This is a genomic window from Tabrizicola sp. T74, from assembly GCF_057219935.1.
In genome coordinates this window covers 229,464-251,678 of sequence record NZ_JBXVVT010000001.1, presented here as the reverse complement: position 1 = coordinate 251,678, position 22,215 = coordinate 229,464, and the positions used below count along the sequence as shown (strand labels likewise).

24 protein-coding genes and 1 pseudogene are annotated in these 22,215 nt (G+C 66.1%); 15 read left to right on the top strand and 10 right to left on the bottom strand.

The annotated features are described in order from the left end of the window. Positions 1-39 precede the first annotated feature (39 nt). The 5 genes from AC2EAL_RS01305 to AC2EAL_RS01285 all read right to left on the bottom strand — a co-directional run bounded on the left by AC2EAL_RS01305 (position 40) and on the right by AC2EAL_RS01285 (position 3,362). Positions 40-495 carry a universal stress protein gene (locus AC2EAL_RS01305; RefSeq protein ID WP_484722366.1) on the bottom strand — a complete coding sequence of 152 codons (456 nt, stop codon included), beginning with the start codon at positions 493-495 and terminating at the stop codon, positions 40-42. Between the two features lie 99 nt (positions 496-594). Beyond that, entirely contained in the window at positions 595-1,080 is a 486-nt protein-coding gene (locus AC2EAL_RS01300; RefSeq protein WP_484722365.1) for a hypothetical protein, read from the bottom strand. A 70-nt stretch (positions 1,081-1,150) separates the two neighbouring features. Beyond that, positions 1,151-2,431 carry an MATE family efflux transporter gene (locus AC2EAL_RS01295; protein ID WP_484723379.1) on the bottom strand — a complete coding sequence of 427 codons (1,281 nt, stop codon included), beginning with the start codon at positions 2,429-2,431 and terminating at the stop codon, positions 1,151-1,153. Positions 2,432-2,451: 20 nt separating this feature from the next. Next, positions 2,452-2,943, bottom strand: a complete 492-nt coding sequence (locus AC2EAL_RS01290) for a PaaI family thioesterase (protein ID WP_484722364.1) — start codon at positions 2,941-2,943, stop codon at positions 2,452-2,454. Next, on the bottom strand, positions 2,940-3,362 hold the full coding sequence (locus AC2EAL_RS01285) for a PaaI family thioesterase (RefSeq protein WP_484722363.1): 423 nt from the start codon (positions 3,360-3,362) through the stop codon (positions 2,940-2,942). The genes AC2EAL_RS01290 and AC2EAL_RS01285 overlap by 4 nt, the downstream gene beginning before the upstream one ends. Positions 3,363-3,469: 107 nt before the next feature. On the opposite strand from AC2EAL_RS01285, the gene AC2EAL_RS01280 reads away from it, so the two are divergent. Next, positions 3,470-3,844 (top strand): MerR family transcriptional regulator, encoded by a 375-nt coding sequence (locus tag AC2EAL_RS01280; protein ID WP_484722362.1) that lies wholly within the window; start codon positions 3,470-3,472, stop codon positions 3,842-3,844. Positions 3,845-3,995: 151 nt separating this feature from the next. Continuing rightward, positions 3,996-5,210, top strand: a complete 1,215-nt coding sequence (gene wecB / locus AC2EAL_RS01275) for a non-hydrolyzing UDP-N-acetylglucosamine 2-epimerase (protein ID WP_484722361.1) — start codon at positions 3,996-3,998, stop codon at positions 5,208-5,210. A 51-nt stretch (positions 5,211-5,261) separates the two neighbouring features. Here the strand turns inward: wecB and AC2EAL_RS01270 are convergent, their stop codons facing one another. Further along, positions 5,262-6,107, bottom strand: coding sequence for a universal stress protein (locus AC2EAL_RS01270; protein ID WP_484722360.1), 846 nt, complete (start codon positions 6,105-6,107; stop codon positions 5,262-5,264). Between the two features lie 205 nt (positions 6,108-6,312). Here AC2EAL_RS01270 and ccoN point away from each other — a divergent pair, with 205 nt between their 5' ends. The 8 genes from ccoN to ccoS all read left to right on the top strand — a co-directional run bounded on the left by ccoN (position 6,313) and on the right by ccoS (position 14,575). Continuing rightward, complete coding sequence (gene ccoN, locus AC2EAL_RS01265) at positions 6,313-7,911, top strand: cytochrome-c oxidase, cbb3-type subunit I (RefSeq protein ID WP_484722359.1); 1,599 nt, start codon at positions 6,313-6,315, stop codon at positions 7,909-7,911. Between the two features lie 11 nt (positions 7,912-7,922). Further along, positions 7,923-8,666, top strand: coding sequence for a cytochrome-c oxidase, cbb3-type subunit II (gene ccoO, locus AC2EAL_RS01260; protein WP_484722358.1), 744 nt, complete (start codon positions 7,923-7,925; stop codon positions 8,664-8,666). Positions 8,667-8,676: 10 nt separating this feature from the next. Continuing rightward, complete coding sequence (locus tag AC2EAL_RS01255) at positions 8,677-8,871, top strand: cbb3-type cytochrome c oxidase subunit 3 (protein ID WP_484722357.1); 195 nt, start codon at positions 8,677-8,679, stop codon at positions 8,869-8,871. A 3-nt stretch (positions 8,872-8,874) separates the two neighbouring features. Further along, entirely contained in the window at positions 8,875-9,750 is an 876-nt protein-coding gene (gene ccoP, locus AC2EAL_RS01250) for a cytochrome-c oxidase, cbb3-type subunit III (RefSeq protein ID WP_484722356.1), read from the top strand. A 492-nt stretch (positions 9,751-10,242) separates the two neighbouring features. Next, complete coding sequence (ccoG, locus tag AC2EAL_RS01245; protein ID WP_484722355.1) at positions 10,243-11,670, top strand: cytochrome c oxidase accessory protein CcoG; 1,428 nt, start codon at positions 10,243-10,245, stop codon at positions 11,668-11,670. After that, entirely contained in the window at positions 11,663-12,115 is a 453-nt protein-coding gene (locus tag AC2EAL_RS01240; RefSeq protein ID WP_484722354.1) for a FixH family protein, read from the top strand. The genes ccoG and AC2EAL_RS01240 overlap by 8 nt, the downstream gene beginning before the upstream one ends. Before the next feature lies 1 nt (position 12,116). Then, positions 12,117-14,417: a heavy metal translocating P-type ATPase gene (locus tag AC2EAL_RS01235; RefSeq protein WP_484722353.1), complete on the top strand. Its 2,301-nt coding sequence runs from the start codon at positions 12,117-12,119 to the stop codon at positions 14,415-14,417. Continuing rightward, positions 14,417-14,575, top strand: a complete 159-nt coding sequence (gene ccoS, locus AC2EAL_RS01230; RefSeq protein WP_137111614.1) for a cbb3-type cytochrome oxidase assembly protein CcoS — start codon at positions 14,417-14,419, stop codon at positions 14,573-14,575. Before AC2EAL_RS01235 ends, ccoS begins: the two co-directional genes overlap by 1 nt. Before the next feature lie 84 nt (positions 14,576-14,659). Here the strand turns inward: ccoS and AC2EAL_RS01225 are convergent, their stop codons facing one another. The 3 genes and pseudogenes from AC2EAL_RS01225 to AC2EAL_RS01215 form a co-directional block, all read right to left on the bottom strand. After that, positions 14,660-15,337, bottom strand: coding sequence for a fumarylacetoacetate hydrolase family protein (locus AC2EAL_RS01225; protein ID WP_484722352.1), 678 nt, complete (start codon positions 15,335-15,337; stop codon positions 14,660-14,662). Between the two features lie 922 nt (positions 15,338-16,259). Next, positions 16,260-17,324: pseudogene (locus AC2EAL_RS01220) on the bottom strand (D-alanyl-D-alanine carboxypeptidase family protein); the annotation flags it as partial. A gap of 204 nt (positions 17,325-17,528) precedes the next feature. After that, positions 17,529-18,224, bottom strand: coding sequence for an HAD family hydrolase (locus AC2EAL_RS01215; RefSeq protein WP_484722351.1), 696 nt, complete (start codon positions 18,222-18,224; stop codon positions 17,529-17,531). 106 nt (positions 18,225-18,330) lie between these two features. Here AC2EAL_RS01215 and clpS point away from each other — a divergent pair, with 106 nt between their 5' ends. The 3 genes from clpS to AC2EAL_RS01200 are packed head-to-tail and all read left to right on the top strand — an operon-like array spanning position 18,331 to position 20,504. Next, the gene (gene clpS, locus AC2EAL_RS01210) at positions 18,331-18,651 is read left to right on the top strand and encodes an ATP-dependent Clp protease adapter ClpS (RefSeq protein WP_484722350.1); all 321 of its coding nucleotides are present in this window, start codon (positions 18,331-18,333) and stop codon (positions 18,649-18,651) included. A gap of 46 nt (positions 18,652-18,697) precedes the next feature. After that, the gene (locus AC2EAL_RS01205) at positions 18,698-19,678 is read left to right on the top strand and encodes a class I SAM-dependent methyltransferase (RefSeq protein ID WP_484722349.1); all 981 of its coding nucleotides are present in this window, start codon (positions 18,698-18,700) and stop codon (positions 19,676-19,678) included. Positions 19,679-19,691: 13 nt separating this feature from the next. Continuing rightward, on the top strand, positions 19,692-20,504 hold the full coding sequence (locus AC2EAL_RS01200; protein ID WP_484722348.1) for an SDR family NAD(P)-dependent oxidoreductase: 813 nt from the start codon (positions 19,692-19,694) through the stop codon (positions 20,502-20,504). A 16-nt stretch (positions 20,505-20,520) separates the two neighbouring features. On the opposite strand, the gene AC2EAL_RS01195 is transcribed toward AC2EAL_RS01200, so the two are convergent. After that, entirely contained in the window at positions 20,521-20,913 is a 393-nt protein-coding gene (locus tag AC2EAL_RS01195; protein ID WP_484722347.1) for a hypothetical protein, read from the bottom strand. A gap of 76 nt (positions 20,914-20,989) precedes the next feature. Here AC2EAL_RS01195 and hemF point away from each other — a divergent pair, with 76 nt between their 5' ends. Both hemF and AC2EAL_RS01185 read left to right on the top strand, forming a co-directional pair. Beyond that, a complete protein-coding gene (gene hemF / locus AC2EAL_RS01190) occupies positions 20,990-21,850 on the top strand; it encodes an oxygen-dependent coproporphyrinogen oxidase (RefSeq protein ID WP_484722346.1) in 861 nt (286 codons plus the stop codon). A gap of 4 nt (positions 21,851-21,854) precedes the next feature. Beyond that, entirely contained in the window at positions 21,855-22,205 is a 351-nt protein-coding gene (locus AC2EAL_RS01185; RefSeq protein WP_484722345.1) for a hypothetical protein, read from the top strand. The last annotated feature ends 10 nt before the right edge of the window (positions 22,206-22,215 follow it).

Sequence of the window (22,215 nt, the reverse complement as noted above, 5' to 3'; positions counted from 1 at the left end):
AGCCGTCTGCTGCCGGGAATGTTCCCCGCTGGCAGGATCTCAGGTGATGCTTTCCAGCCGTTCCTTGGACATGTCCCCCGGAACGATGGTGATCGGGATCGGCAGGTTGCCCGAGTTGCGCGACATCGCCGTCACCAGCGGCCCCGGGCCGGACTTGTCCGTTCCCGCCCCTAGGACCAGGACGCCGATCTCCGGGTCTTCGCTCACCTGGGCCAGGATCTCGTTCACCGGGTCACCCTCGCGGATCACCAGTTCCGGGTTCACGCCCTGCTTGTCCCGCATCCACTTGGCAAAGACCTCGAAATGCGCCTCGATCCGTTCCCGCGCCTCGGCCCGCATAAGGTCGGCCACGCCCACCCAGGTCTGGAACTCGTCCGGCGGCACGATCGACAGGATCGTCACACCCCCCCCGGTATGGGCCGCCCGCAGCGCCGCAAAGCGCATGGCATTCAGACACTCGCGACTGTCGTCCAGTACGACCAGGAATTTCCGCATGTCTCTCCCCTTTGGTCGCGCAATATCGCCCGGGCCACCGGGGGAAGGCAAGCCTTACACATGACGGCAAAGTACGGTCAGGTCGCGGTCCCGTCCCGGTCAGGCCTTGTGCGTTTCGTGACACTGTCGGACCAGACCCAGCACGCCGCCCAAGCCAGTGACTTCGAACGCCTCGTCATGCCCGACGCCCATGATCCGCAGCCAGCGACCTTGCGACAGGAAGACATGGGTGTCTGCGATGGGCGCCATGCTGAAGGCGACATGCCTGTCATCCAGCGCAAATGCCTTGCCCAGGGTCGGAGAGCCCGATTCCATCATCAGGCTGGCATCGATCTCTTGCCCCGGCTTGAAGGTCACACCGGGAAAGGCGAAGACCACTTCCATCTTTTCGTCGCGTGTGACGTTCACCCAAAGCTGCTGGCCCTGGGTGTAGGACAGGGTTGCATAGCAATGGCTGTAGACCCCTGTCGCATCCGCCGCCGCGCCCCCGCTCCAAAGCCCGAAGGCGAAGGTTGATCCGGGCAGGTCATCGGCGAGGGTCGGTGCAGGGGCCAAAAGGGCCAGACAGATCAACCAGTGGCGCATGTCGCAATCCTTGCAGGCGGTTCGGCAGCAAGGTGCGCGGATCACGGCGCGCCGCAAAGGTGCGGTTTCCCTACCCCTGCGCCAGCCGTGCGACCTTTGGGCTGTTCCGGTGCATCAGGACACTCCGGACCGCGAAGAGGATCATCATCGCGGCCCAAAGCCCGTGGTTGCCGAAGGGCCAGAAGACCCCCAGCGCCACGACATAGGCCGCAGCTGCGATGAGCATCAACCGGCGCATCTCGCGGGTCAGAAGCGCGCCGATGTAGATGCCGTCATAGGCCCAGGCCAGGGCGCCGAAGACCGGGGCTGCCACGATCCAGGGCAGGTAATGCCGCGCTTCGGCCCGGACCTCGGGTGCCGTGGCCATCAGGTCGATCAGCCAGGGCCCGGCCAGCCAGAAGGCCAGACCCAGGACCACCCCGCTCCAGAACGTCCACATCAATGCCAGCCGGACCGCTTGCCGCACCTCCTGCACGGCCCGTGCGCCGATCGCCTGGCCGACCAGCGTCTCGGCGGCGAAGGCAAAGCCGTCCAGCGCATAGGACAGGATGCCCAGGAACTGCAGCAGCACCTGGTTTGCGGCGAGCGTCACATCGCCATGCCGCGCGCCCAGGAAGACGAAGGCCGTAAAGCACAGTTGCAAGGCGACCGACCGGATCATGATGTCCCGGTTCACCGCGAACATCCTCAGCAGCGCTGCCTTGTCCCCCAGCCGCCCCCAGGCCGCCGCCAGCACCGGCCCGAAAGCGTCACGGCAGAACCACAGGCCCAGGACCAGGCCCGTCCATTCCGCGATCAGCGTCGCCGCCGCCACCCCCGGCACGCCCCAGCCGAGGCCCAGCACGAACCACAGGTCCAGCAGGATGTTCACCCCGTTGATCCACAGCTGCAAAAGGAACACCGCCCGCGTCCGCTCCACCCCGATCAGCCAGCCGGTCACGGCATAAAGCGCGATGGTCGCCGGTGCCCCCCAGATGCGGATCGCCAGATACTGCCGGGTCAGGCCCTCAACCTCCGCGCTCGCCGGAGCCAGAGAAAAAGCCCCCGCGACCAGCGCCAGTTGCAAGAGGATCAATGCCAGGCCCGACCCAAGGCCAACGATCAGCGCCCGCAGCAACACCGCCGCCCGCTCCGCCCCGTTACCCGCGCCTTGGGCCTGCGCGGCCAGTCCGCTGGTCCCCATCCGCAGGAAGCCGAACACCCAGTAGACCGTCGCCAGGATCACCGCCCCCAGGCCCACCGCCCCAATGGGCGCCGCCTGCCCAAGCTGCCCAACGACGCCCGTATCCACCGCCCCAAGCAAAGGCACCGTCGCGTTGGACAGGACAATCGGCCCGGCGATCCGCCACATCCGGGCGTGGGTGACCTCGGTCACTTCGGCTCGACCGGCGGCATCAGGAAATGGCCCGTCGCCTGGGCAAACAGCCGCGCGCGGTTGTCCTGCCAGGCCTCGACATGCACCGACGCATAGCGCCGCCCCGACCGGTTGACCCGCGCCCGGGCATAGGCATCCCGCGGCAGGCCCGACCGCAGATAGTCGACGGTAAAGTCGATGGTCTTCGGCAGCCGCAGCGGCCCCTCGGGCAGCGCACCGTCCGCCTCAACCCCATCCCACAGCGTCGACCACGCCAGCTCGATCATCGCCGCGATTTCCAGGAAGGCCGCCGTCGCCCCGCCATGCAGCGCCGGCAGGCCCGGGTTGCCGATCAGGCTCTCCTTGAACGGCAGGACGGCGGTCAGCTCATCCCCACGCCGGTCGAACTGCACTCCCAGGAAACCGATGTAAGGCACTCCGTCCACCAGCGTCCGCAAGAGCCCCTCACGCCGCTGCTTGATGACATGGACCGGTTCCAGCGCCTTCATCCCTTGCGCTCCACCGTGAAGGCACCCGTCGCCATCGCCACCGGGCGGCTTTCGTCCTCGTCAGTCGCCACCGCCCGCACAAAGGCCACCGACCGCGTCACATGGTGACATTCCGCCCGCGTCCGGATCGTCTGGCCGGGCGTCGCCGGGCGCATGTAGTCGATCCGCAAATCCAGCGTAGCCGTCGAAAACCCCGCCTGCGGATGGCTCATCACCGCCGCCCCGCAGGCCGTGTCCATCAGCGCCGAAACCGCCCCGCCATGGATCACCCCGGTCGTCGGATCGCCGATCAACGCTGGGGAATAAGGCATCGTGATCACCGCCACGCCCTCGCCGATTTCCTCCAGCTGCATCCCCAGCGCATGGCTGTGCGGCAGGGCAGAGATGAAACGGCGGGCGGTATCGGTTGCGTCTGGCATGTGGTCCCTCAGCCGGCATCAAACCGCCCTGCTACGGGGAAGGCAACCCCCGAACCCATTGCACGCGGAACGGGTGCACCTTAGGCTGCCGCGCGGGAGGACAGCGCATGACCGACACCCGGCTCAGCTTCAAGGAGATGTGTGCCCGGTTCGAAGTGACCCCGCGCACGCTGCGCTATTACGAATACATCGAGCTTCTGGCCCCCGAAAAGGAAGGCCGCGCCCGGTTCTACGGGCCTCGCGAAATCGCGCGGATGAAGCTGATCCTGCGCGGCCGCCGCTTTGGCTTTTCGTTGGAAGAGATCCGCCAGTGGCTCCTCATCTACGGCAAGAAGGGCGAACGCCCGCAGCTTGAGGCCTGGCTGCAGTTGGCCGACCGTCAGCTCGCCGCCCTGGAACAGCAGCAGGTCGAGCTGGAAAGCTCGATCGCCGACCTGCGGGCCTTGCGCGAAACCGCGGTCGAGGAACTGGGCCGCCTCTGACCCCCTGCCGTGGCACGGCGCGACCAAGAAAATACCCCTAAAATACTGGCTAAAGCCCCTGCTTCCCCCCAAGCGTTTTTAGGGTTTCCGAAACGTTTAGCTGGCGTCCTGTTCAACATCCTTTCTCAAGAAGTGGGCTACGAACGTGTTGATGGAACGCCACCGGCGCAAGCACCGGATCCTTGTACTGATCGGCACCCGACCCGAGGCGATCAAGCTGGCGCCAGTCGCAATGGCGCTGCGCAACGACCCCCGGGTGCAGCTGACCGTCTGCCTGTCGGGCCAGCACCCCGCCATGGCGCACGATGCCCTGGAAAGCTTTGGCATCACGCCGGACGTCGAACTGACGCTCGATCCCACCGCCACCTCGGCGGGCGCCCGCGTCACCGACCTCCACCGCTCGATCTGCGCGCTTCTCGACCGGCTGCCGCAGGACCGGATCGTGGTGCAGGGCGACACCTCGACCGCGCTGGCCGGTGCGCTCGCTGGCTTCCATTCCAGCGTGCCCGTGGCCCATGTCGAAGCGGGCCTCCGCACCGGCAACCTCGCCGGCCCCTGGCCCGAGGAAGGCTATCGCCGGATGATTGCGCCGATTGCCGACCTGCACTTCGCGCCCACCGAACACGCCCGCCAGAACCTCTTGCGCGAAGGCATCGATCCGGCCTCGGTCCACCTGACCGGCAACACGGTCGTCGATGCCCTGATCGCAATCCGCAGGATCATCGGCCGGTCGCCGACCCTGTCGCTGCGGCTTTCCGACTGGCGCCAGCGCATCGCCGGGGACAAGCCCATCGTCCTGGTCACCCTGCACCGGCGCGAAAGCCACGGCGCGATCATGACCGGGATCGCCACCGCCCTGCGCGACCTGGCGCAGGACTTCCGCGATCACGCCTTCGTCCTGCCGGTCCATCCCAATCCGGCCGTCTCGGGCAGCATCCGCAGCGTCCTTGCTGATCAGCCGAATGTCAGCCTGCTTGACCCGCTGGGGTATGAGGATTTCGTCTATCTGATGTCATCGGCCACGCTGATCGTCACCGACTCCGGCGGCGTCCAGGAAGAAGCCCCGACTTTCGGCGTGCCGATCCTCGTTGTGCGCAACGAATCCGAACGGGCCGAGGCAATCACTGCGGGCTTCGCCCAGCTGACCGGCACCGAACCCGACCGCATCCTTGCCGCTGCCCGCGAGATCCTGCAGCGCGGCGGCAAGCCCGAACTGCGCGGCAAGGTGAACCCGTTCGGCGATGGCATGGCGTCGGACCGGATTGCCCGGCTTCTGATGGCGCGCAGCGCCGTCGGGTCCGAGGCCGAACCGGTTCTGGTCACCCCTCCGGAACGGGTTGTCGATCTGGCAAGCTTCGTCCAGTAACGCAGCCGCGGGCCGGGTGATGCCCGGCCTGCGCAGCACCTGCAGCCGTGCTTAGTGCGCCAGGAAAACTGGCACCTCGGCATGTTCCAGCATGTCGCGCGTCGCCCCGCCCAGGATCGCTTCGCGGAATCGGCTATGGCCATAGGCCCCCATCACCAGAAGCCCTGCGTCGAAATCGCGCAAGTGTTGGGCCAGGACATCGGACACCCGGGGCAGGGTACGGGCCAGGACCGCGACCTCGGCCCGAACGCCGTGCCGGACCAGCAGCTGGCACAACAGGCCACCCGGATCGGACCGTTCCGGTCCATGTGGCGGCGGGTCGATCACCACGATCTGCACCGTCTCGGCCCGCCGCAGGAACGGCATGGCCCGGCGCGCGGCGACCAGCGATTCGCGGCTCTGGTTCCAGGCCACGACGATGCGCTTGGGATCGCCCGGCTTCATGCCTTCGGGCGGCACGATCAGCACCGGCGCCATGCCTTCGAACAGCGCAGCTTCGGTGACAGCCTCATCTTCCACTCCCCGCGTCTTGCCGTAAGGCCTTGGCAATACGACCAGATCGGAATAGCGCGCGCGTGACGCGACCACATCGGTCAGCGCGCCCAGCTGGCTGACGACGGAATCGACCGATGACCGCAAGGCTGGCTGCTGCGCGGCCAGCGCCGCGTTCAGCGCCGCTTCGTTCTCGCGCGCTTCGGCTTCGGCACGGTCCACCGCCGCAGCGATCAGGACGGCGCCCGAGCCGACATAGGAATAGCCGATCTGGGTCCGGTCGACCCCCAGCGCAAGCGCGTCAAGATGGGCGTCCATCCCGACAGCGACCTCAGCCGCCGCAGTGACAGTCGGCAACAGCCCCTCGGGCGAGGTGGCGATGGTCAAGAGGGATTTGTAAGCCATGGTCTGCTCCCGGATGTGATGCGCTCAGGCTTGCCGATCCGGGACAGGCCCGCATTGACGCAGGTCAACTTCGGCGCGTGCAGGGTTTGACACAGATCATGGCAGCCAAACGTCGCTGCGGCGCAGAAGGGGCGTGTCGACGAGACCGGTGTGCCTACGAATCTAGGTAGTTCCGCCGGCAGGACAAGACGAAGGGACGCAAACAATGTGGGATTACCTCAAACTGGCAGGGCTGGGCCTCGTCGCGATCTGCGCCGCGATTGCTGCCAACTATGCCCATGACCTAGCCTATCAGGTGAACGCGGTCACGGTGATGCTGGCCGCGGCCATCGCCTTCCTCTGGGTGCTGCGCACCGCCGGAGATCCGAAACCGAACCTGCAACACGAATACTTCGACAGCGTGGTGCGCGCCGGCGCGATCGCCACCGCCTTCTGGGGGGCCGTGGGCTTTCTGGTCGGCGTCGTCATCGCGTTGCAGCTTGCCTTTCCGCAGCTCAATTTCGAAGGGGCGCAGGGCTACTTGAACTTCGGGCGCCTGAGACCGCTCCACACCAGCGCGGTGATCTTCGCCTTTGGCGGTAACGCGCTGATCATGTCGTCCTTCTACATCGTCCAGCGCACCAGCGCGGCGCGCCTGTTTGGCGGCTCGCTCGGCTGGTTCGTGTTCTGGGGCTGGCAACTGGTCATCGTCCTGGCCGCCACCGGCTATGTCCTCGGCGCGACGCAAGCCAAGGAATATGCCGAACCCGTCTGGTACGTCGACATCCTGATCACCGTGGTCTGGGTCGCCTTCCTGATCGCCTTCATGGGCACCCTCTTCAAGCGGAAGGAACCCCACATCTACGTGGCGAACTGGTTCCTTCTCTCGATGATCCTGACCGTGGCCATGCTCCACTTGGTGAACAACGCCGCGATCCCGGTGTCGATCTTCGGCTCGGCTCAGGTCCAGCTATACGCGGGCGTGCAGGACGCGATGGTGCAATGGTGGTACGGCCACAACGCCGTGGGCTTCTTCCTGACCGCAGGCTTCCTGGGGATGATGTACTACTTCGTCCCGAAACAGGCTGAACGCCCCGTCTTCAGCTACAAGCTGTCGATCATCCACTTCTGGGCGCTGATCTTCCTCTACATCTGGGCTGGCCCCCACCACCTGCACTACACCGCGCTGCCCGACTGGGCCTCGACGCTCGGCATGGTCTTCTCGGTGATCCTCTGGATGCCCTCCTGGGGTGGCATGATCAACGGCCTGATGACGCTGTCGGGCGCCTGGGACAAGCTGCGCACCGACCCGATCATCCGGATGATGGTCGTCTCCATCGGCTTCTACGGCATGTCGACCTTCGAAGGCCCGATGATGTCGATCAAGGCCGTCAACTCGCTGTCGCACTACACCGACTGGACCATCGGCCACGTCCACTCCGGAGCCCTCGGCTGGAACGGGATGATCACCTTCGGCGTCCTCTACTACCTGGTGCCGCGGCTGTGGAACCGCGAGGGCCTCTACTCGCTGAAACTGGTCAGCTGGCACTTCTGGCTCGCGACCATCGGGATCGTCCTCTACGCCTCGGCCATGTGGGTCACGGGCATCATGGAAGGCCTGATGTGGCGTGAGGTCGACGCGAACGGCTTCCTCGTGAACGCCTTCGCCGACACGGTGGCCGCGAAGTTCCCGATGTACGTGGTGCGGGCGACTGGCGGTCTCCTGTTCCTCACCGGCGCGCTGATCATGTGCTGGAACCTCTGGATGACCGTCCGGGCGCAACCCGCCCGCGCCACCCAGAACTCCGCCGTTCCGGCAGAATAAGGACCAAGAAAATGGCTTTTCTTGACAAGCACAAGGTCATCGAGACCAACGCGACCCTTCTGATGATCCTCAGCCTTCTGGTCGTGACCATCGGCGGGATCGTGCAGATTGTCCCCCTGTTCTACCTGGAAAACACCATCGAGAAGGTAGAGGGCGTGCGGCCCTACACCCCTCTCGAACTGGCGGGAAAACAGGTCTACCTGCGCGAAGGCTGCTACGGCTGCCACAGCCAGATGATTAGGCCCATGCGGGATGAGGTGGAACGCTACGGTCACTATTCCCTGGCCGCCGAGTCCATGTACGACCGGCCCTTCCAGTGGGGGTCGAAACGCACCGGGCCGGACTTGGCCCGCGTCGGCGGTCGTTACTCGGACGAATGGCACCAGGACCACTTCACCAATGCCAAGTCCGTGGTGCCGGAATCGGTGATGCCGCCCTACGGCTTCCTTGCGAACAACATCATCGACGGCAAGTACATCCAGGACCTGGTCGCAACGCACCGGATGACTGGCGTGCCCTACACCGACGAGATGGTGGACAGCGCGCTGGCCGACTTCACCGCGCAGGCCGACCCGCTGGGGGACGCCTCGGGGTTTGAGGAACGCTATGGCGAGACCGCCTTCGGCACTCCGGTCAACGTCCGCAACTTCGACGGCCAGCCCGAGCTGACCGAGATGGACGCCCTGATCGCCTACATGCAGGTCCTGGGCACGATGGTCGACTTCTCGACCTACACGCCTGTGGCAAACCGGTAAGGGGGCAAAGATGGAAACCTACACTTTCCTCCGCGCGATGGCCGACAGCTGGTTCCTCCTGGCGATGACGCTGGGCTTCCTGGGCCTCTGCCTCTGGGCCTTCCGGCCCGGCTCGCGCGCCCAGCACCAGGACATCGCCACCTCGATCTTCCGCAACGACGACCGTCCTGCGGCAGACCCCGCCCCAACGCGCAAGGAGGCCTGAGCAATGGCCAAGCCACTCAAGAAAGAAGTCCGGCAGGTTGAAACGACCGGCCACCAGTGGGACGGAATCGAGGAGTACAACAACCCGCTGCCGCGCTGGTGGGTCTGGGTGTTCTACGCCACGATCGTCTGGGGCATCGGCTACACCATCGCCTACCCGGCCTGGCCGCTGATTACCCAGGCGACGCCCGGCCTTCTCGGTGCTTCGACCCGTGCCGATGTCGCGGCGGAAATCGCCTCGGTCGATGCGGCGAACGCGGCAATCAAGGAGAAACTGATCGCCGCCGACCTGAACGCCATCGGCGCCGATCCCGAGCTTGCGGGCTATGCCGAACGGGCCGGGGCGGCCGTGTTCAAGACCAACTGCGCCACCTGTCACGGCGCGGGTGCGGCGGGGGTCGAGGGGAAAGGCTATCCGAACCTCCTCGATGACGACTGGCTCTGGGGTGGCACGATGGAGGATATCCATCTCACGATCACCCACGGCATCCGCAACACCACTGATCCGGACGCCCGCTATTCGGAAATGCCGAAGTTCGGCGTCGACGGCATCCTGGACGAAACCCAGATCGCCCAGGTGACCGAACATGTCCTGGCGATCTCGGGGCAGGAGCATGACGCTGCGCTGGCGGCAGAAGGTGCGACGATCTACGCCGACAACTGCGCCGCCTGTCACCTTGAAGATGGCAAGGGCGACCGTGCCCAAGGTGCGCCGAACCTAACCGACGCGATCTGGCTCTATGGCGGATCGCGCGAGAAGATCATCGAGACGGTGACCAAGGCCCGCTTCGGCGTCATGCCGAACTGGAACACGCGCCTCTCGGAAGACGAAATCCGCGCCGTGGCCTTCTATGTCCACGGACGCGGCGGCGGGGAATGACGTCCCCGGTTCCCTTGAACCTGAAAGGGGGCCTTCGGGTCCCCTTCTTTTTTCGCAGTCCCAGGATCGGGACGACTATCAAAATGAGCGCCTTCCGGCGCGAGCCTCTTGTCTCGCCTCTGGCCTGCGGCCAACCGGCTCGGACGCGCCTCCGGCGGGAGTATTTGGGACATGGGCACGTGAAAGGGAGACAACTCCCCGTCTTTCCCTTCTCCCAAACATCCCAGCCGGAGGCACGCCCGAGCCCTTTTGCGTCCTTCACGCAAAACGGCGAGACAAAAGGCTCGCGCCGGCAGGCGCTCTTTTTCATTCCCGCCCGCAGCCAGGAAGCGCCCCCGCGTCCGCCGTGGACCCACCCAACCTCACGCCGATGTGTGCCGCAGCGCCGCATTCCCCCTGTCAGGCGCGCGGCGCTATTGATGCAGGTCAAGGCCCCGCACGCGCAAATGCCCGATTGAAGGACCAATCCTCGCGCGCCCCAAGGAGCCACCCGTGTCCACTCCCGAAGCCGAACCCAGCCTCTACGCCGCGCGCGAACCCGTCTTCCCGCGCCGGGTGAAGGGCACCTTCCGCACACTGAAGTGGTGGATCATGGGGATCACCCTCGGCATCTACTACATCACCCCCTGGCTGCGCTGGGACCGGGGGCCGAACCTGCCCGACCAAGCGGTTCTGGTGGACCTCGCCAACCGCCGCTTCTTCTTCTTCATGATCGAGATCTGGCCGCACGAATTCTACTTCGTCGCGGGCCTTCTGATCATGGCAGGCCTCGGCCTCTTCCTCTTCACCAGCGCGGCGGGACGGGTCTGGTGCGGCTATGCCTGCCCGCAGACCGTCTGGACCGACCTCTTCATCCTGGTCGAGCGCTGGGTCGAAGGCGACCGCAACGCCCGCATCCGGCTCCACCGCCAGCCCTGGAACTGGGAGAAGCTGATCAAGAACGGCATCAAGTGGTGGATCTGGCTTTTCATCGGGCTCGCCACCGGCGGTGCCTGGGTCTTCTACTTCACCGACGCGCCCACGCTTCTGCGCGATCTGGTGACCTTCCAGGCCCACCCGATCGCCTATTTCACCATCCTGATCCTCACCTTCACCACCTTCTTCTTCGGCGGCTTCGCGCGGGAACAGATCTGCATCTACGCCTGCCCCTGGCCCCGCATCCAGGCCGCGATGATGGACGAGGACACGCTGACCATCGCCTACCGCGAGTGGCGGGGCGAGCCCCGTGGCAAGCCTGGCACCACGACGGGCGACTGCATCGACTGCATGGCCTGCGTCAACGTCTGCCCGATGGGGATCGACATCCGCAACGGCCAGCAGCTCGCCTGCATCACCTGCGGGCTCTGCATCGACGCCTGCAACGACATGATGGACAAGATCGGCAAGCCCCGCGACCTGATCGGCTACCTTGCCCTCACCGACGAAACCCGCGAACGCGCGGGCCAGCCCGCGAAATCCGTCTGGTCCCACGTCTTCCGCGTCCGCACCGTCCTTTACACCGTCCTCTGGTCCGGCGTCGGCATCGGCCTGATCGTCGCCCTCTTCCTCCGTTCCCCCATCGACGTGAACGTGACCCCGGTCCGCAACCCGACCTTCGTCACGCTCTCCGACGGTTCCATCCGCAACGCCTATGACCTGCGCCTGCGCAACATGCACGGGGAAGACGCTCAGTTCACCATCGCCGTCACCTCCGAAGCGCTCGTCACCCTCTCGCTGGAAGGCCAGACCGGCCTCACCGTCACGGTCCCCGCGAACGAGACGATGTCCCAGCGCGTCTACCTCACCGCCGCCCCGGACAGCCACGCCGCGCATGAAGACCGCACCGACGTCCGCCTCTGGGTCGAGGAACAGGGCACCACGAACCGCGTCCATCACGATACCATCTTCAACGGCAAGGATAAGGAAGACGACGATGACTGAACTCACCGGCAAGCACGTCCTCGCCATCACCGTCTCGGCCTTCGCCATCATCATCGGGGTCAACCTGACCCTTGCCTTCAAGGCCGTCTCGACTTTCCCGGGGCTTGAGGTCAAGAACTCCTACGTCGCCTCTCAGGGCTTCAACGCCCGCAAGGCCGCGCAAGAGGCCTTGGGCTGGACCATGACCCCCGCCTATGACCGGGGCCGCATGACGCTCGCCTTCCACGGGGCCGACGGCCTGCCCGTCCAGGTCAACGACCTCCAGGTCCTCGTCGGCCGCACCACGGAAACCACCGCCGACACCTTCCCGGTCTTCACCTTCCAGGGCGACCGCTACGCCGCCGACGTGCCCCTCCTCCACGGCAAATGGATGGTCAAGGTCACCGCCACGTCCGCCGACGGCACGCTCTTCGAACAGCGGTCCGAGCTGTTCGTGAAAGGCTGACATGTCCCTCGCCGAAGACTTCGCCAATACCCGCGCTCCGGTCTCGGCTTGCCCGGCCTGCGTTGTCGTCCCCGCCGCCGAACGCATCGCCGCCCTTCGCGCCGAACGCGCCGGGCGCATTGTCCTGTCGCTACCTAACGCAGGCGGCGCGCAGTCGATCTCCATGGTCGAAGCCGCGCTTCAGGCCCTTCCCGGCGTCCACTCCGCCCGCGTCAACCTCACGCAAAAGCGCGTCAGCATCGAAGCCGAAGCCTCTGTCACCGCCGCCCAGCTGATCGCCGTTCTGGAAGGGCAGGGGCAAGAGGCGCACGAGCTTGACCCCGGCCTCCTCTCGGTCACGGAAACCGACCGCCAGGGCCGCGAGCTTCTCATGCGCCTCGGGGTCGCCTTCTTCAGCATGATGAACGTCATGCTCCTCTCCGTGGCCGTCTGGTCTGGCGCGGAAGACGCAACCCGAGACCTTTTCCACTGGATCTCCGGCGCCATCGCGCTGCCCACGGTCATCTTCGCGGGCCAACCCTTCTTCAAATCCGCCTGGGCCAGCCTTCGTCAGGGCAAGCTCGGCATGGATGTCCCGATCAGCCTCGCCCTGATCCTCGCCTCCTCCATCTCCGTCTTCGAGACCTGGAACTCCGGCCACCACGCCTATTTCGACGCCGCCGTGATGCTGGCCTTCTTCCTTCTCCTCGGCCGCTACCTCGACCACCGCACCCGCGCCATCGCCCGCTCGGCCGCCGAGGAACTGGCCGCCCTGGAAGTCCCCCGCGCGATCCTGCTGGTGGACGGGGCCGAAATTGAAACCCCCATCGCCGCCGTCGCCCCCGGGGACGTGGTCCTTGTCCGTCCCGGCGCCCGGATGCCGGTGGACGGCGTGGTCCTCCACGGCGCGTCCGAGCTTGACCGCAGCCTCCTCACCGGCGAAAGCCTGCCCGTCCCGGCGGGGCAGGGGACCGTGGTCAGCGCGGGCGAAGTCAACCTGACCGGCCCCCTGACCGTGCAAGTCACCGCCGCCGGAAACGACTCGAGTCTTCACCGCATGGCCGACCTCGTCGCCGTGGCCGAGGGCACCAAGACCCGCTACACCAGCCTCGCCGACCGCGCCTCGCGGCTTTACTCGCCGCTTGTCCATATCCTGTCGTTCAGCGCCTTCGGCTACTGGATGTGGGCCACTGGCGGCGATCTGCGTTACGCAATCAACATCTCCGCCGCCGTCCTCATCATCACCTGCCCCTGCGCCCTTGGACTGGCTGTTCCGGCGGTCATCACCTCCGCCTCCGGTCGCCTGTTCCGCAAGGGCCTCCTCATCAAGCACGGCACCGCGCTGGAACGTCTGGCCGAGGTCGACACCGTCGTCTTTGACAAGACCGGCACCCTGACGCTCGGCACGCCCGAACCCGTCGACCTGACCGACCACCCGCAGGTAGCCGTCGCCGTCGCGTCTGCCCTCGCCGCAGGCTCCTCCCACCCCCTCGCCCGCGCGCTGGCCGAGGGCGCGAAGGCCGCAGGCATCGCCCCCGCAACCGTCACCGACATCCGCGAAGTCCCCGGCCATGGCATCGAGGGCGAATACAAAGGTACCCGCGTCCGCCTTGGCCGCGCCGACTGGTGCGGGGCCGCCCCCCTGCCGCAAACCGCCACCTACCTCTCTATCGCGGGGACCCCTGCGCCCGGCGTCCAATTCCGCGCCCCCGCAACCCCAGGCGCCTCCCCTCTCCCCTCCGGGGGGGAGGGGATGGGGGTGGGGGGCGCCCGCCCCGAAACCCACGCCTTCGCCTTTACCGACCGCCTCCGCCCCGGCGCTGAAAAGGCCGTCGCCGCCGTCAAGGCCGCTGGCCTGAACGTCGAACTCCTGTCCGGCGACGCCGAATCCCCCGTCCGCGACCTCGCCGACCGTCTCGGCATCCCCAGCTGGCAGGCCGGCGTCCTCCCCGCCGAGAAAGCCGCCCGCATCTCGCAACTGTCAGCAGAAGGCCGCAAGGTCCTCATGGTCGGCGACGGCCTCAACGACACCGCTGCGCTTGCCGCCGCCCATGTCTCGATCTCCCCCGCCTCGGCCCTCGACGCCGCCCGCGTGGCCTCGGACATCGTGCTTCTCGGCCAGGACATCGCCCCCATCGCCGACGCCACCCGCATCAGCCGTCAGGCCACCCGCCGCATGATCGAAAACTTCCTGATCTCCGGCGGCTACAACATCATCGCCGTGCCGCTGGCGCTGGTCGGCATGGCCACGCCGCTTGCCGCGGCCCTGGCGATGTCGCTATCCTCCATCACCGTCTCGCTGAATGCGATGAGACTCAAGTAATGGAAATCCTCGCGATCCTCATCCCGGTCTCGCTTCTCCTCGGCGGAATAGGCCTTGCGGCCTTCTTCTGGGCGATGCGGACCAAGCAGTTCGACGACCCCGAGGGCGATGCGAACCGCATCCTGATGAAGGACTGGGACGACCGCCCAAGGCCCTGAAATCAAAAGTTAACACCACCCTAACGGAAATCGCCAAGGCTTTGATTTCATTGCCATCGCGGCGTTTGTCCACCGTGGACACTTTCAGGCGATCGTCACCGAAGCCGACTGCAGCCCCTCGATTTCCACCTTGCAGGTGTCCCCCCGGTTCAGCGGTCCCACCCCTGCCGGGGTGCCCGTGAAGATCAGATCGCCCGGCGACAGGCTGACCATCTGCGACAGCGCCGCGATGATCGAGGCCGGGGTCCAGATCATGTCCGAGGTCAGCGCCTCCTGCCGCACCGCCCCGTTCACCGAACAGCGCAGCCTTGCCGCGGCCAGCGGCCCCGGCTTGATCGCCCCCACCACCGCCGACTTGTCGAACCCCTTGGCCATGTCCCAGGGCCGGCGGCGTTCCTTCGCCTCGGCCTGCAGGTCGCGCCGGGTCAGGTCATTGCCCGCCGCATGCCCCCAGATCAGCTTCTCGGCGTCTTCCTCCGAGACCATCTTGCCCCCCTTGCCGATCGCCACCACCAGCTCCCCCTCGTGGTGGAGGTTCTGGGTGGCAGGTGGGTAGGGGATGCGGGACCCGCTCTCCACCACCGCATCGGCAGGCTTCGTGAAGAAGAACGGCGCCTCCCTTTCCGGGTCGCCCCCCATCTCCTTCGTGTGCTCGGCATAGTTCCGGCCCACGCAGAAGATGCGGCGGACCGGGAAGCGTTCGACGCGGCCCGTCACGGGCAGGGTCACGGTCGGCAGTGCCGGGAAGACCAGAGCGACCATGTCAGCCTCCCACCGTTTCGCAGGGGATCGCGCGGGCCGACAGGCGGCGGCAGGCAAGCTCGGCCTGCTCCTCGGTCAGCCCCATGAAGCTCGCCCGCCAGGCCCCGCCCGACTGCGTCGTCTTCCGCAAGCCCTCGTTCAGCGTCGCACTCTCGGCCAGCGCGGTCTTCAACAGCGCTTTTTCAGCCTCGAAGCGCGAGGGATACTCACCCACGTTCACCCCGAAATGTCGCCCGCCCGAGGTGGACATTACCACCACGACTTCCTCGGTCGGATCCGCCTCGGCTTGCACATCGGCTTCCGCCGTCTCGACCGCATCGAAGATCGGCGCCTGCCGCTTGGGTGGCAGGGCGGGCACCGCTTCTGCGAGGTCGACCGAAGGCGTGACGACCGTCGCACCTGCGGCCACGGTCTCGACCTCGGTGACTTCGGGCATCAGTGCGACCGGAGCCGTTTCCCCTGCCAGATCTGGACCCGGGTCGGTCACCACCAGTTCAGGTGTGGCCTCGGCCACGACGATCTCTTCCTCGACCGGCGCGACGGGTGCTGCTTCCGGTTCCGTCACCAAAGCGACGTCGGGCTGCGCCAGCGTCTCTGGCCGCGCCTTCGGCTTCAGCGCTGCAAGGGCAGGGTCGACGGGGGTCTCTTCCGCGGCCTCGGCGACCAGAGTTTCGGTCGCAGGTTGATCCAGCGCCGCAGCCTGGGCGTCAAGCGTGCCGGCTTCGACGGCAGCGACCTCTGTTGCAGCATCGAGTGCCGATGATTGGGTTGCATCCGTCGCGGCCAACGCTTCGGACTGGGCTTCTGCGGCAACCTCCGCCAGCGCCGACGCGATCGCTGCCGCTTCCTCGGGCGAAGCCGTTTCGGCGGGCGGGTTGCCGGCTGCCATCGCTTCGGCCTGGAATTCCAGCGTGCCTTCCGGCGCAGGTTCGGCCGTTGCCTCTGCCAGTGCCCCTTCGACACTTGCCGCCATGGCGACCGCAACCTCTTCGGAGACCGCCGGAACGTCCGGACGTGCCTTCGGACGGGGCGAGGACTTCACTTCGCCCGACACGCGCACGGTCTTGCCCGCACCGCCGACCGCGTCGATCTCGTCGATCCCGGTTTCAAGCGAGGCGACCAGCGCGTCATCCAGCGGTGCTGCCTGTGGCGGCTTCTCCCGGACCCCGTTCTTCGCGCGGTCGAAGCCCAGATCCATCAGCTCCTTCATCTTGGCGTTGCGGTTGGCAGTCGAGGTGCCGCCGAAGACCGTGGCGATGATGTGCTTGTTGCCGCGATGGGCCGAAGCCGTCAGGTTGAACCCCGCGGCGCCGGTATAGCCGGTCTTGATCCCGTCCGCGCCCTCATAGCCGTCCAGAAAGCGCGTGTTGGTGTTCGACACCGTCGCGATCCCGGCATCCGCCGTCCGGCGCGAGAAGATGTGATAGTACTGCGGGAAATCATAGAAAACGTGGCGTCCCAGCACGTTCATGTCATGGGCGGTCGACAGGTGCCCTTCGGCGGTCAGGCCGTTCGCATTCTTGAAGGTGGTGTCGTGCATGCCAAGCTGCCGCGCCGTGCGGGTCATCCGCTTGGCAAAGCTGGCCGCGTCGCCGCTGATGTGGTCGCCAAGCGCCGACGCAGCATCGTTGGCGGACTTGATCGCCGCAGCGCGGATCAGATAGCGCACCGAAATCTTCTGCCCCGACTTCAGCCCCAGGCGCGAAGGCGGCTGCGACGCGGCGTACTTCGTCACAGTCACTTTCGTGTCGAGCGTCAGCCGCCCGGCCTCGATTTCCTGGAAGACGATGTACAGCGTCATCATCTTTGTCAGCGACGCGGGATGCAGCCGCGTGTTCGCGTTCTTTTCGTAAAGGACCTCACCGGTCCGGCCATCCATCACGATTGCCGCGAAAGGCGCGGCCTGCAACGGAGATGTCACCACCACGGTGCTGACAAAAAATGCCAATAAAACAGCGTGAAAAACCCGCCCGAGAAGCGATGCCACGTCGCCCACCCTTTGCCTGTTGGCCCGGATTTTCCGGTGCCTTATTCTGCCTCGGGTGAGACGCTAGCACAGGTTCCCTGTTCGGAAAACCCAAAAAATCCAACGGGTTTCAGGCCGCAGTTGATGTAGTTGCCGCTATGCTTCAGTTCCCGGCGCGACTGCAATATCTTGGGTCGATCTCGCCGGGCGCATCTAATTGTGGGGTCATGGACGCAGCTGATCGACCAGGGCGGGCAGATCGCCAAGATCCTTCAGCAAATGGAATCGCCGATGCCCTGCGGGCGCATCGGCCGCCTCATAGGCCCATTCCAGATCGTGTGGAACATGGACACCCCATGCGCCCGCCTGAAGGGCAGGAATGACGTCCGACTTCAATGAGTTACCGACCATCATCGCCTGATCCGCGCCGGTGCCGTGGCGGGCAAAGGCCGTGCGATAGGTCGCCTCGGTCTTGTCCGAGACGATTTCGACCCCGTGGAACAGATCGCCCAGACCGGACTGCGCCAGCTTGCGTTCCTGATGCAGCAGGTCGCCCTTGGTGATCAGGACCAGCCGGAACTCGACCGACAGCGCCGTCACGGTCGAGCGGGCGTGCGGCAATAACTCCATCGGGTGTTCCAAGAGGTCGCGGCCCATCGCGATCAGATCACCGATCACGGATGCCGGGACGCGCCCCTCGGTCACCTCGACCGCGGTCTCGATCATCGACAGGGTGAAGCCTTTGACGCCAAAGCCATAATAGGACAGGTTCCGCCGCTCGGCTGCCTCCAGCCGTTCCCGGAGCTGGACCGGCTCGGCATGGTCGACCAGCACCTGCAGGAACCGCTCTTGCGTCAGGCGAAAGTAGGTTTCGTTCTGCCAAAGCGTGTCATCCGCGTCGAAGCCAATCGTGGTCAGCATGGCCGCCCCTTTTCCCTGCGGCAAAAGAGGCTATATTTCGCATGTCAGTTGCAACCCCGAATCCTGAAGCCGGAGCCCGCGTCCCGTGCCTATCCGCCCATTTTCCATGTCGGACAAGCCGGAGGGCCCGGGGAATGACACCTCGATCCTGACCAAGCCGAAGACAAAGACCCAGCGCCCGCCGCTGTACAAGGTCTTGCTCTTGAACGACGACTACACCCCGATGGAGTTTGTCGTGCATGTGCTGGAACGCTTCTTCGGCCTGAACCACGCCCAGGCGTTCGAGATCATGCTGACCGTACACAAGAAGGGCCTTGCCGTAGTCGGGGTGTTCAGCTTTGAGGTGGCCGAGACCAAGGTGGCCCAGGTGATGGATTTCGCCCGCCGCCACCAGCATCCCCTGCAATGCACGATGGAAAAGGAATGATCGTGCAGCCTTACAGAAGGGACCGGGGGGCCTGAGGCCCCCGCCCATGCGATCCGCAAGACTGTCCATGGCGCTGGAAACCGGCGCGTTGTCGCTGCCGACCGAGGGTCGGATCGCGGTCTATGGCCCGAGGCTCGGCGACGACCTGTCCGCCTTGCCCCGTGATCGCGTGGTGGCGCTGACCGGCTTCAAGCCGGATCATGATCACTTCGCGGTGCTCTATTCCGTCACTCCGGCGGCGCCCTACGCTGCGGCCATCGTGTGCCTGCCCCGGTCCCGTGAGGCGGCGCGGGCGCTGATCGCACGGGCGGCGGCGGAAGTGGGGCCCGGTGGTTGGGTTGCGGTCGATGGCCAGAAGACCGACGGGATCGACACGGCGCTGAAAGACCTGCGCGGGCGGGTCGATCTGTCGGACAGCCTGTCGAAGGCGCATGGCAAGCTCGCCTCGTTCCCTGTCGGTCCCGACCTTTCTGACTGGCTGGCGCGGCCAGCCCAGGTGGACGGGTTCCAGACGCTGCCCGGTGTCTTTTCGGCGGACGGGGCGGACCCGGGTTCGGTGCTGCTGGCCGCCAGCCTGCCGGACAAGCTGGGCGGCAAGATCGCCGATCTGGGGGCGGGCTGGGGCTTCCTGGCCGCCGCGATCCTGCAGCGCCCCAGCGTCAAGCGGCTTGACCTGGTCGAGGCCGAGGCCGACGCGCTGGCCTGCGCCAGGGTCAACATCACCGACCCCCGCGCGCGGTTCCACTGGGCCGATGCCACGGCTTGGCGGCCGGAGACGCTTCTGGATGCCGTGGTGATGAACCCGCCGTTCCACACCGGTCGGACGGCCGAACCCGCGCTGGGCGCGGCCTTCATCCGCGCGGCCCGGCGGATGCTTGCCCCGGATGGCAGCCTCTGGTTGGTGGCGAACCGCCATCTGCCCTATGATGCGGTGCTGGCCGAGTGCTTCCTGGAGGTCCGGGATGTCGCGGGAGACAGCCGCTTTCGCGTGATCCAAGCCATCAAGCCCCGACGGGCGAAACCCTGACACGAGGCCAGCCATGTCCTTCTCCGTCTCCGGCAAGACTGCCATCGTCACCGGCTCGGCCTCGGGCATCGGGCTGGCCATCGCGCGGCACTTGGTCGACAAGGGCGCGAACGTGATGTTTGCCGATGTCGACGAGGCAAAGCTTGAGGCCGAGGTTGGCGAGGAAGCCCGCGCCGAAGGGCCGATCCGGATGTTTTCCGGCGACCTGACGGAAAAGCTGACCATTGCGAACCTGTTGTCCGCCACCATCGACGCCTTTGACCGCGTCGACATCCTGGTCAACGCCAACCGCCGCACCTTCGTGTCCGACATCCTGTCGCCCGAGGCGGACGGGGTCGAGGAGCTGTGGCGGCACAACGTCCTGTCGGCCCTGCGCATTTCGCAGATCACGGCCAAGCGGATGATCCAGCATGCCCAGCGGGCCGAGGTCGAGGAGGGCACGATGCTCGGCTCGATCATCAACCTGTCCTCGATTGCCGCCCAGGCGACCCGGCCCGAGCTGCTGGCCTATTCCATGGCCGCCGCCGCGATGGACCAGATGACGCGCTCGCTTGCCGTGGCGCTGGCGCCAAAGGGGATCCGGGTGAACGCGGTGGCTTTCGGCAGCGTGATGAGCGCAAGCCTGCAGGCCGCCCTGAAGGAAAACCCGGGATACCGCGACCAGATTGCCGAGGCGACGCCGCTTGGCCGTATCGCAGCCCCGGCGGAACTGGCCGAGGCGGTGCAGTTCCTGGCCTCCGATGCGTCGGCCTTTGTCACCGGGCAGGTCCTGACCGTGGACGGCGGGCGCGGCCTTCTCGATGCGGTCAGCGCCCCCGCCCACTGACCCTTCGACCCCAGACCTATTCCGGATACTGCGCCTTGCACTGGGCGATCACGTCTTCTGCCTGCCGCGCCAGCTCGCGCCGCTTGACCTTCAGGCTGTCCAGCTTGCGGGCTTCCTCATTCAGGTCAATCGCCTTGGGCCGTTTCTCTGTCACGGGACGTTCGTCCAGGCAAAGCCGGGGTGGCGGCACGGGCTGGCCCTCGGCGACCGGCGCTTGCGGGCAGTAGACCCACTCGTCCTCATAGACCGTGACAGTCTCGAAGGCATAGCCGCGGTCAAGATTGCCCTGCGTTTCAGTGATCAGCCGGTCCACGGTGCGCAGGTCGCGAGTGTTGCGGTTGATGCACTGTTCCTGTGGTGTACCACAGGCCGCAAGGGCACCAAGCGCCAGGAGTGCCAGTCGTTTCAAGGGTCCCTCCTTCAACAGTGGAAAGCCGTGCGCGCGGGTGCTAGGCATAGAAGTGTCAACACTCAAGGACACGATCATGACCGATCCCACGGACAGTCGCAACGCCGTCGCAGCCACCTGGTTCCGGACGTTGCGCGACCGGATCGTCGCGGCTTTCGAGGGGCTGGAGGACAAATATGCCAAGGGCAAGCCCGGCCGGTTCGAGGTGACGCCGACCAGTCGCGCCGACGGTGGCGGCGGCATCATGAGCGTGATGCGCGGCGGCGAGGTGTTCGAGAAAGTGGGCGTCAACTGGTCCGAGGTGCACGGCCAACTGGGCGAAAAGGCGCAGCGGGCGATGGCGGCGCGGGGCGTGCCGGGGATGGACAAGGACCCGCGGTTCTGGGCCTCGGGCATTTCCCTTGTCGCCCACATGGTCAACCCGCATGCGCCTGCCGTCCACATGAACACCCGCATGTTCTGGACCCCCGGCGCCTGGTGGTTCGGCGGCGGGTCGGACCTGAACCCCTGCATCGAATATCCCGAGGACACCGCGCATTTCCATGCCGAGATGCAAAAGGCCTGCGATGCGCACAACCCGGACTACTATGCCAAGTTCAAGGCCTGGGCGGACGAGTACTTTTTCATCCCCCACCGTGGCCGCGCGCGCGGTGTGGGCGGGATCTTCTACGACGATCTGAACACCGGCGACTGGCATCGGGACTTTGCCTTCACCCGCTCCGTGGGCGAGCATTTCCTGCCGGCCTTCCTGCCGGTCACTGAACGCCGGGTCCAGACCCCCTGGACGGAAGCCGACCGTGAGACGCAACTGCAGCACCGGGGGCTCTATGCCGAATACAATCTGGTCTACGACCGGGGAACGAAGTTCGGGCTGGAGACGGGCCATGACGCCAACGCCGTGCTGATGAGCCTGCCGCCCGTGGCCAAGTGGTACTAGGCGCATGGCCGACATCACGGTGAAGGCGGCCTACGGGTCCGTCGTCGAAGACGAGGACATGCTGTTCGTAGGCTTCGCCGAGGGCGAAGATGAGGCGGATGGTTATGTCCTCTTCCGACAGCCGTTGGGCGGTGGTCCGATCTGGTTCGAGGCGAGTGACGAGACCTTCGGGGCCGAGGATGCCATCGAAAGCGTCGTCTCGGGGCCGAAGGGGTTCGAAGTGACGATCCATCCGGACAAGCGCGCGGCCTTCGGGTTTGCGGCGACGGTGGCGGTCAGGGTCGGGCCGGGGTGTGAGGACGGAGCCGAGGCGCTTGACGCGCTGAAGGCGATGCTCGGGGACCTTTGGCGGTAGGCTCGTCGTG

Bases quoted from the DNA above. Each gene is read 5' to 3' on its own strand.
- AC2EAL_RS01305 (WP_484722366.1), bottom strand. From the start codon at position 495: ATGCGGAAATTCCTGGTCGTACTGGACGACAGTCGCGAGTGTCTGAAT.
- AC2EAL_RS01300 (WP_484722365.1), bottom strand. From the start codon at position 1,080: ATGCGCCACTGGTTGATCTGTCTGGCCCTTTTGGCCCCTGCACCGACC.
- AC2EAL_RS01295 (WP_484723379.1), bottom strand. From the start codon at position 2,431: ATGTGGCGGATCGCCGGGCCGATTGTCCTGTCCAACGCGACGGTGCCT.
- AC2EAL_RS01290 (WP_484722364.1), bottom strand. From the start codon at position 2,943: ATGAAGGCGCTGGAACCGGTCCATGTCATCAAGCAGCGGCGTGAGGGG.
- AC2EAL_RS01285 (WP_484722363.1), bottom strand. From the start codon at position 3,362: ATGCCAGACGCAACCGATACCGCCCGCCGTTTCATCTCTGCCCTGCCG.
- AC2EAL_RS01280 (WP_484722362.1), top strand. From the start codon at position 3,470: ATGACCGACACCCGGCTCAGCTTCAAGGAGATGTGTGCCCGGTTCGAA.
- wecB (WP_484722361.1), top strand. From the start codon at position 3,996: ATGGAACGCCACCGGCGCAAGCACCGGATCCTTGTACTGATCGGCACC.
- AC2EAL_RS01270 (WP_484722360.1), bottom strand. From the start codon at position 6,107: ATGGCTTACAAATCCCTCTTGACCATCGCCACCTCGCCCGAGGGGCTG.
- ccoN (WP_484722359.1), top strand. From the start codon at position 6,313: ATGTGGGATTACCTCAAACTGGCAGGGCTGGGCCTCGTCGCGATCTGC.
- ccoO (WP_484722358.1), top strand. From the start codon at position 7,923: ATGGCTTTTCTTGACAAGCACAAGGTCATCGAGACCAACGCGACCCTT.
- AC2EAL_RS01255 (WP_484722357.1), top strand. From the start codon at position 8,677: ATGGAAACCTACACTTTCCTCCGCGCGATGGCCGACAGCTGGTTCCTC.
- ccoP (WP_484722356.1), top strand. From the start codon at position 8,875: ATGGCCAAGCCACTCAAGAAAGAAGTCCGGCAGGTTGAAACGACCGGC.
- AC2EAL_RS01240 (WP_484722354.1), top strand. From the start codon at position 11,663: ATGACTGAACTCACCGGCAAGCACGTCCTCGCCATCACCGTCTCGGCC.
- AC2EAL_RS01235 (WP_484722353.1), top strand. From the start codon at position 12,117: ATGTCCCTCGCCGAAGACTTCGCCAATACCCGCGCTCCGGTCTCGGCT.
- ccoS (WP_137111614.1), top strand. From the start codon at position 14,417: ATGGAAATCCTCGCGATCCTCATCCCGGTCTCGCTTCTCCTCGGCGGA.
- AC2EAL_RS01225 (WP_484722352.1), bottom strand. From the start codon at position 15,337: ATGGTCGCTCTGGTCTTCCCGGCACTGCCGACCGTGACCCTGCCCGTG.
- AC2EAL_RS01215 (WP_484722351.1), bottom strand. From the start codon at position 18,224: ATGCTGACCACGATTGGCTTCGACGCGGATGACACGCTTTGGCAGAAC.
- clpS (WP_484722350.1), top strand. From the start codon at position 18,331: ATGTCGGACAAGCCGGAGGGCCCGGGGAATGACACCTCGATCCTGACC.
- AC2EAL_RS01205 (WP_484722349.1), top strand. From the start codon at position 18,698: ATGCGATCCGCAAGACTGTCCATGGCGCTGGAAACCGGCGCGTTGTCG.
- AC2EAL_RS01200 (WP_484722348.1), top strand. From the start codon at position 19,692: ATGTCCTTCTCCGTCTCCGGCAAGACTGCCATCGTCACCGGCTCGGCC.
- hemF (WP_484722346.1), top strand. From the start codon at position 20,990: ATGACCGATCCCACGGACAGTCGCAACGCCGTCGCAGCCACCTGGTTC.
- AC2EAL_RS01185 (WP_484722345.1), top strand. From the start codon at position 21,855: ATGGCCGACATCACGGTGAAGGCGGCCTACGGGTCCGTCGTCGAAGAC.